Source organism: Polaromonas sp. (assembly GCF_029945895.1).
Lineage (GTDB): Bacteria > Pseudomonadota > Gammaproteobacteria > Burkholderiales > Burkholderiaceae_C > Polaromonas.
In genome coordinates this window covers 1-7,365 of record NZ_JAQSDL010000114.1, presented here as the reverse complement: position 1 = coordinate 7,365, position 7,365 = coordinate 1, and the positions used below count along the sequence as shown (strand labels likewise).

Genomic DNA, 7,365 nt, shown 5'->3' with positions numbered 1-7,365 from the left:
GGTTGCTTTGTGGGAAGCCATGATTTGTTCAGCGGTCAACATATTTAAATCTCCAATAGTGGGTTAAGAATTCAATTAGTTGCGCTGCTGGACAATCTGCTGTTGGGGCTTGTCTTGTCAATTGCTGCACTGCAACATAACTGAAGTATAGGGACTGGATGCACGATTGCAAGCGATTTATGCTGCAGTGCACCATTCTAGAGATCAAGCTCTAGCGCCCACGCCCTGCAGGGGGCGCGGGGGGGCTCAGGGGGCGCAGGGGTAACGGCCGGGGGGCGTTGTCCGGTGGAGGAGTGCCGCCCGCCGGACTCAGTAGCGCAGCTGCCCCTCGTTGTCGATGATGGCCATCTCCACGTAGGTGGACCCGTTGTGTGACTGCGGCGAGTACTTCGCCACAAAACGGCCGAAGCTTATTTCGCCGGCCCCTTCCATGGCCTTGATGAACGAGTCTGTACTCAGTTGCCGGCCGGCCCTGCGCAGCCCCTCGACCAGCAGCTTGGCGTGCACAAACCCCTCGAACTGCGAGGCCGAAGGGCGCGCGTCCGGCGATTTCTCGCGCAGGAGCTTCAGGTATTCGGCCACGACCGGGATGGTCGCGTTGCGCAGCGACGGCATGATCTGGGTCAGGATGATCCCCCGGGCATCCTGCTTCAGCTCGCGGTTGATCACGTCCACACTCGCGACTGAAAAACCATAGAAGCTCGGTTTGGCGGAAGTCTGCAGGACGGCCTTGACGTAATTGGGGAAGGTGGCTCCCGCGGTGGCAACGATGACCGCCTGGGGCTTGGCCTGCTCTGTGGCCGCGGCGGCGGCCTTGAAGTCGGGTTTGGCGGGGTCACCCTTGATTTCAGCTACGAAGCTGATGTTTTCCGCGCTCGCGGCCAGGCGCAACTCGGCTTGCAGCGTTTTGCCGAGGCCGTCTTCCTGGTAAAACACGGCGATGCGCGAGATGCCGGTTTGCTTGAGCTGGGAAATAATGCGACGCGCTTCATTGGCGTAGCTCGCGCGCACATGAAAAAGGTAGGGGTTGACCTTTTCCCTGAACGCGGACGCACCCGTCACCGGCCCGAAGGCAATGGTCCGGGTTTCCTGCAGCATCGGCAGGATCGCGCCCGTCTGCGCTGTGCCTGTGCTGTTGTAGATCATGAACACGCCGTCTTCCTCGATCAGCTTGCGGGTGTTGTCCACCGCGCGTTTGACGTCGAAGCCATCATCCAGCGTGACGTAGCTGATCTTGCGGCCGTGCACGCCGCCGCCCGCATTCACCGCGTCGAAGTACAGGCGTGAACCCACGCCGTATTCCTTGGTCTGGGCCCCCAATGGCCCGCTGAGCACGGCCGACGCGCCCAGTCGTATTTCGGTGGGCGTCACGCCCTTGTCGCCTGCAATCGCCTGGGCGCCTGCAAGCACCATCAATGCCATGAGTGTGGAACGAAACATGTGGGTCTCCCTTTAAAACTGTGACCGTGTTGTTTCAGGCTGGTGAAGTTTTCCCGAAACTCTTTTGCCGCTGAAGCCCGTGCCCAATCCGTCGCCATGGGCAAGACCTGAGGCCAGGCCCTTTGGCAACATGTCGCGGAACATCTCCGTGATCAGCAGCAACTTCTCGCCCGCGCGGGCTTCCCCCTGGTCGCTTGCCAGGGCTTTCATGAGTTCGCTGCGCAGGTCCCACATGCGCTGCGTGTCACCTGCATGCCTGATGCGGGTTTTCAGCCCCAGGGATTTGCCGTCACCGCTTTCATCCAGAGCCGCGAGCATGGCTTCGCGTATCTGCTCCATCCTGGTCTCCGTGACAGGGATGGGTCGCCAGCGACCCCGAAGGCCTTGCAGGCGGACCGCCAGGCTGGATGCAAACCAGGACATTTTTTGCTCCTCGATGTGGTTGAGTGGGAGGTCTTCCGGAAAATGCACCGTCGAAGTGGTAGTTTTGTGTAACTTTTGTATAACTATGGTTATGAACTGTAGTTATTTTGTATAACCAATTCAAGTGCTGAAAACGCCTTTTGGCCTAGGAGTTACCCTTGGCGTTCCGGAAATTTCTGATGTTTTTCTGACCCTCATGCAAGCTTTCTACGCTGATCACTTTGTCCTGCCCTTGCCGCCCGGACACCGTTTTCCGATGGCCAAATACCAGCGCCTGCGCGACCGGTTGTCCGGCGAGTTGCCGCAGGTGCGTTTGGGCGTGGCGCCTCGTGCCAGCGATGGCGAACTGGCGCTGGCACACACGCCGGCCTACATCCAGGCCGTGGTCGAGGGCACGCTGGACGCGGCGCTCATGCGCGAGATCGGCTTTCCCTGGAGCACGGACATGGTCGAGCGCTCACGCCGCTCGGTGGGCGCCACGGTGGCGGCGGCACGTGCGGCCCTGGGGTTGCAGGGCAGTGCCGAAGGCGTGGCCGCCAACCTGGCCGGCGGCACCCACCACGCGTCGGCAGGCAAGGGCGGAGGCTTTTGTGTATTCAACGATGCGGCCGTCGCGGCCCGCCAGATGCAGATGGAGTGGGCACGCAACCACTACACGCCGCTGCGGGTGGCCATCATCGACCTGGACGTGCACCAGGGCAACGGGACGGCCAGCATTTTCAGCGCTGACGACAGCGTGTTCACCCTGTCACTGCATGGGCAAAAGAATTTCCCCTTCCGCAAGGAGGCCAGCGACCTGGATGTGGACCTGCCGGACGGCTGCACCGATGCGCCTTACCTGCAGGCGCTGGAGCATGCGCTCGACGAGCTGGAGCGACGCTTCGCGCCGGGCCTGGTGATCTACCTGGCAGGCGCCGATCCGTTTGAAGGGGACCGGCTGGGGCGGCTCAAGCTCAGTTATGACGGCCTGGAGGCCAGGGACCGACGCGTGTTTGACTGGGCCTGGCAGCGCCGCATTCCGCTGGCTTTCGCCATGGCCGGCGGTTACGGCGTCAACATCGACGAGACGGTGCAGGTGCAGATGAATACCTTCCGTGTGGCGCTGGCGTACTGGAAACGCTGGCAGACGGCCCCCACGGTCGTTCGCTCCGCGTAACTCCCGAGGCCTTGCAGGCCGCGGCTCGCGAGACGCTTCGCCTCTGTCGCCTGTCCAAACCTGCTCAAGCAGGTTTGGAACCGCAGGCTCCAGCCCCTCGGGGCCGCTGCGCCTGCGGTCCGGCAAAGCCGGTCCCGCGGCCCCGGCTGATTTCAAGAGCGCTGCCAGCCCGCGCTTGTCACTTGCGTGCTGACCCTGGAAATTGCTGGCTGGCAAAATAGTCCTCCATGACTTCCACGACACGCCCCCAGGCTGAACCCCGCAGCGCCTACAAGGTCTTCCGTCCGATCGGCACGCGCTGGTCCGACAACGATGTGTACGGCCATGTCAACAACGTGGTGTATTACAGCTGGTTCGACACCGCGGTCAACGGCTACCTGATCGAGAGCGGCGCCATTGACATTCACGCGGGCCCTGTCATTGGGCTGGTCATCGAGACGCAGTGCAACTACTTTGCGCCTCTGTCCTTTCCCGACCCGGTGCTCGCAGGCATCCGCGTGGCGCATGTCGGCTCGTCCAGCGTGCGCTACGAGGTCGGGCTGTTCCCTGACCGGGACGGTGCAGCCTTGAGCGCCGCCAGGGGCCATTTCATCCACGTCTACGTGGACCGGCACACCCGTCGGCCCGTGCCCTTGCCGCCCCAACTTTTGACCACCCTGGAGACCCTGAAGTGACCGAACCCCTCAATGCCGTGGATGAAGCCATCCACAGCCGCATGTCCGTGCGCGCCTTCCTGCCCAAAGCCGTGCCCCGCGAAACCCTGGAACAGTTGCTGGCGATCGCCAGCCGCGCTCCCTCGGGCACCAATACCCAGCCGTGGAAGGTGTATGTGCTGCAGGGTGACAGCCGTGACAGTCTGGTAGGCAAGGTCTGCGCCGCGCATGACGCCATCCGCGCCAGCGCCGAGCTGGCCGCGCAGTACAAGGAGGAATACGACTACTACCCGGAAAAATGGGTTTCGCCTTACATCGACCGGCGCCGCGAAAACGGCTGGGGCCTGTACGGTTTGCTCGGCATAGGCAAGGGTGACAAGGACAAGATGCATGCCCAGCACCAGCGCAACTACCGGTTTTTTGACGCACCCGTCGGCCTGATGTTCACGCTGGACCGCGTCATGGGCCGTGGCAGCCTGGTGGACTACGGCATGTTCATGCAGAACATCATGGTGGCTGCGCGCGGCCACGGCCTGCATACCTGTCCGCAGGCGGCCTGGAACGGCTTTGCCAAAATCATCCTGCCGCACATCGGCGCCGGCGACGACGAAATGCTGGTCTGCGGCATGGCCCTGGGTTATGCGGACGAGTCCGCGCTGGTCAATACCTTCCGCACGCCGCGCGTTGGCGTGCAGGCCTTCACGACCTGGCTGGAGTGAATAGCCCCCACGGTCTCGCACTGCGTGTCGCTCCCTGCCCCCCGAGGGGGCTGCTGCGCCTGCGGGCCGGCAAAGCCGGACCCGCGGCCCCTGCTTGTATTGGAAGCGGCCCACGCCAGCGGTCTTGGCCCGCTCTCGGTGGGCCACTTGCGGGTAAAGTCAGGGGTTCGCGCAAAAGCGCCTCTTCCACATTTTTTGAAAGACCGATCATGGCACTCACCACCACCCCTTCCGGCCTGCAGTACGAAGACACCGTACTGGGCACAGGCGCGATCGCCAAGGCCGGCCAGAACGTCAAAGTGCATTACACCGGCTGGCTCTACAACGATGGCGTGCAGGGCGCCAAGTTCGACTCCAGCAAGGATCGCGGCCAGCCTTTCGAGTTTTCGCTCGGCGCCGGCCAGGTCATCAAGGGTTGGGATGAAGGCGTGCAGGGCATGTCGGTGGGCGGCACGCGCCGTCTCGTCATTCCGGCCGCACTCGGTTACGGTGCACGCGGCGCGGGCGGCGTGATTCCGCCGAACGCCACGCTCCTGTTCGAAGTCGATTTCCTGGGCTGAGGCTTTCTGCTCCGCGTGTGATGGGCGCTTCCGGAAATTCGGTTTTTCGGGATGAAGTGCAAGGCGCACGGAGCGCAGCAACCGGAACGTACTTGGGTACGTGAGGATTGCGAGCACCGCGCAACGCCGCAATTCGCCCGAAAAATGAATTTACGGAAATGCCCATGATCATCACCAGCCTGCTTGACACCGATCTCTACAAGTTCACCATGATGCAGGTGGTGCTGCACCAGTTCCCCGGTTCGCAGGTTGAGTACCGTTTCAAGTGCCGCAACGCCGGCGCGCCCGGCGTGAGCGACCTGGCGCCTTATGTCAGTGAAATCCGCGAGGAAATCCGCGCCCTGTGCAGCCTGCATTTTCAGGATGCCGAGCTCGCTTACCTGCGCGGCATGCGTTTCATCAAGAGCGATTTCATCGATTTCCTGGGGCTGTTTCACCTCAACGAAAAATACGTCAGCGTCAAGGCCTTGCCCACGGGCGAAATCGAGGTCGTGATCGAAGGGCCATGGCTGCACACCATCCTCTTCGAGATCCCGGTGCTGGCCATCATCAACGAGGTGTATTTCCGCAACACGCAAAAGCTCGCCGATGTGATGGAGGGACGCAAGCGGCTCGACGCCAAGATCGGGCTGTTGAAGGGTGAAGGCCTGGCCACCCTGAAGATCGCCGACTACGGCACGCGTCGCCGCTTTGGCCAGGCCTGGCACGAGGAAGTGCTGCGCACCCTGATTGCACGCCTGGGCGTCGGCAGTGCCGGACAGTTTGCCGGGACCAGCAATGTGCTGTTCGCCATGAAGCTGGGCCTGACGCCGCTGGGCACCATGGCGCACGAATACCTGCAGGCCTGCCAGGCCCTGGGGCCGCGCCTGCGTGACAGCCAGGTGTTCGGCTTCGAATCGTGGGCCAAGGAGTACCGCGGCGACCTGGGCATTGCGCTCAGCGATGTGTATGGCATGAGCGCCTTTCTGCGCGATTTCGACCTCTATTTCTGCAAACTGTTCGACGGCGCGCGCCACGACAGTGGTGACCCGTTTGCCTGGGGCGAGCGCCTGATCGAGCACTACCGCAAGAACCGGGTCGATCCCCGGACGAAGACGCTGATTTTCAGCGATGCCCTCACGGTGCCCCGCACCATCGAGCTTTACCAGCAGTTCCGGGACCGTTGCCAGCTTGCCTTCGGCATAGGCACCAATCTGACCAATGATCTGGGCTACGAACCGCTGCAGATCGTCATCAAGATGGTGCGCTGCAACGGCCAGCCGGTGGCCAAACTCTCCGACACACCGTCCAAAAACATGTGTGATGACGAGAAATACCTGGCTTACCTGCGTCAGGTTTTTGACATTGCCTGAGAGGGACAATGGGTGGTGGTGTGCCGCCTTGCGGCATCATGAAAATACAGGAGACCTCATGAAAAAATTGCGCTGGATCGCGCTTGCGGCCTTGTTGTCCTTTCTTCCTGGCTGGGCCGTGGCGGCGGACTTTGACGGCAGCCAGCTGTCGCCGCTCTGGGGCATTCCGTTTGCGGGCCTGCTGCTGTCGATCGCCCTGATGCCGCTGCTGCTTCCGATGTTCTGGCACCACCATTTCGGCAAGGTGTCGGCGGCCTGGACGCTGGCTTTTTTCCTGCCGTTTGCCGTGCTTTTCGGCCCGGCACTGGCGGGCACCAGCCTCGTGCATGCGCTGGTTGCCGAATACATCCCCTTCATCATCCTGCTGACGGCGCTGTTCACGGTGGCCGGCGGTATTTTCATTCGCGGCAACCTGCATGGCAGCCCCGGACTGAACGCCGGCTTGCTGCTGATCGGCGCCGTGCTCGCGAGTTTCATGGGAACCACTGGCGCTTCCATGCTGATGATCCGCCCGCTGATCCGCGCCAATGACAACCGCACCCACTCTGCCCATATCGTTGTGTTTTTCATCTTCATCGTCTCGAATGCCGGCGGCTCGTTGACCCCGCTGGGCGATCCGCCGCTGTTCCTCGGCTTCCTCAAGGGCGTGGACTTCTTCTGGACAGTCAAGCACATTTTCCCGGAAACGCTGTTTCTGATAGGCAGCCTGCTGGTGATCTTTTACCTGCTGGACAGCTGGTATTACCGCAGGGAGGGCGTGCAACCGGTGGACCCGACGCCCGATACCGGCCGGCTGGGTTTTGACGGCGCCTTCAATTTTGCGTTGCTGGCCGGCGTCGCTGCCCTGGTGCTGCTCAGCGGCTTCTGGAAGTCGGCAGTGGTGTTTGATATTTTCGGCACCGAGGTCGGCCTGCCTGGCCTGGTGCGCGATGCCGGCCTGATTGCAATCACGCTGCTGTCGCTGAAAATGACGGCCGACAAGGTGCACGAGGACAACCAGTTTTCCTGGGGGCCCATGGCCGAGGTGGCCAAGCTGTTTGCCGGCATTTTCCTGACCATCAT

General features: G+C 62.1%; 8 protein-coding genes. 6 read left to right on the top strand and 2 right to left on the bottom strand.

Annotated features, from left to right (window positions below):
• Positions 1 to 309 precede the first annotated feature (309 nt).
• Together PSV33_RS18220 and PSV33_RS18215 are read right to left on the bottom strand one after the other, a co-directional pair.
• Complete coding sequence (locus PSV33_RS18220; protein ID WP_300563933.1) at positions 310 to 1,440, bottom strand: ABC transporter substrate-binding protein; 1,131 nt, start codon at positions 1,438 to 1,440, stop codon at positions 310 to 312.
• Between the two features lie 12 nt (positions 1,441 to 1,452).
• A complete protein-coding gene (locus tag PSV33_RS18215; RefSeq protein ID WP_300563931.1) occupies positions 1,453 to 1,863 on the bottom strand; it encodes a hypothetical protein in 411 nt (136 codons plus the stop codon).
• 196 nt (positions 1,864 to 2,059) lie between these two features.
• Here PSV33_RS18215 and PSV33_RS18210 point away from each other — a divergent pair, with 196 nt between their 5' ends.
• From PSV33_RS18210 to PSV33_RS18185, 6 genes are all read left to right on the top strand, one after another.
• Positions 2,060 to 3,019 carry a histone deacetylase gene (locus tag PSV33_RS18210; protein ID WP_300563929.1) on the top strand — a complete coding sequence of 320 codons (960 nt, stop codon included), beginning with the start codon at positions 2,060 to 2,062 and terminating at the stop codon, positions 3,017 to 3,019.
• Positions 3,020 to 3,246: 227 nt separating this feature from the next.
• Positions 3,247 to 3,693, top strand: a complete 447-nt coding sequence (locus PSV33_RS18205) for a thioesterase family protein (RefSeq protein ID WP_300563927.1) — start codon at positions 3,247 to 3,249, stop codon at positions 3,691 to 3,693.
• A gap of 41 nt (positions 3,694 to 3,734) precedes the next feature.
• The gene (locus PSV33_RS18200; RefSeq protein WP_300563934.1) at positions 3,735 to 4,391 is read left to right on the top strand and encodes a nitroreductase; all 657 of its coding nucleotides are present in this window, start codon (positions 3,735 to 3,737) and stop codon (positions 4,389 to 4,391) included.
• Positions 4,392 to 4,600: 209 nt separating this feature from the next.
• Positions 4,601 to 4,951: an FKBP-type peptidyl-prolyl cis-trans isomerase gene (locus PSV33_RS18195; RefSeq protein ID WP_300563925.1), complete on the top strand. Its 351-nt coding sequence runs from the start codon at positions 4,601 to 4,603 to the stop codon at positions 4,949 to 4,951.
• 164 nt (positions 4,952 to 5,115) lie between these two features.
• The gene (gene pncB / locus PSV33_RS18190; protein ID WP_300563923.1) at positions 5,116 to 6,303 is read left to right on the top strand and encodes a nicotinate phosphoribosyltransferase; all 1,188 of its coding nucleotides are present in this window, start codon (positions 5,116 to 5,118) and stop codon (positions 6,301 to 6,303) included.
• A gap of 58 nt (positions 6,304 to 6,361) precedes the next feature.
• Positions 6,362 to 7,365, top strand: a 1,004-nt coding sequence (locus tag PSV33_RS18185; protein WP_300563922.1) for a sodium:proton antiporter, incomplete at its 3' end; no start/stop codon positions are given.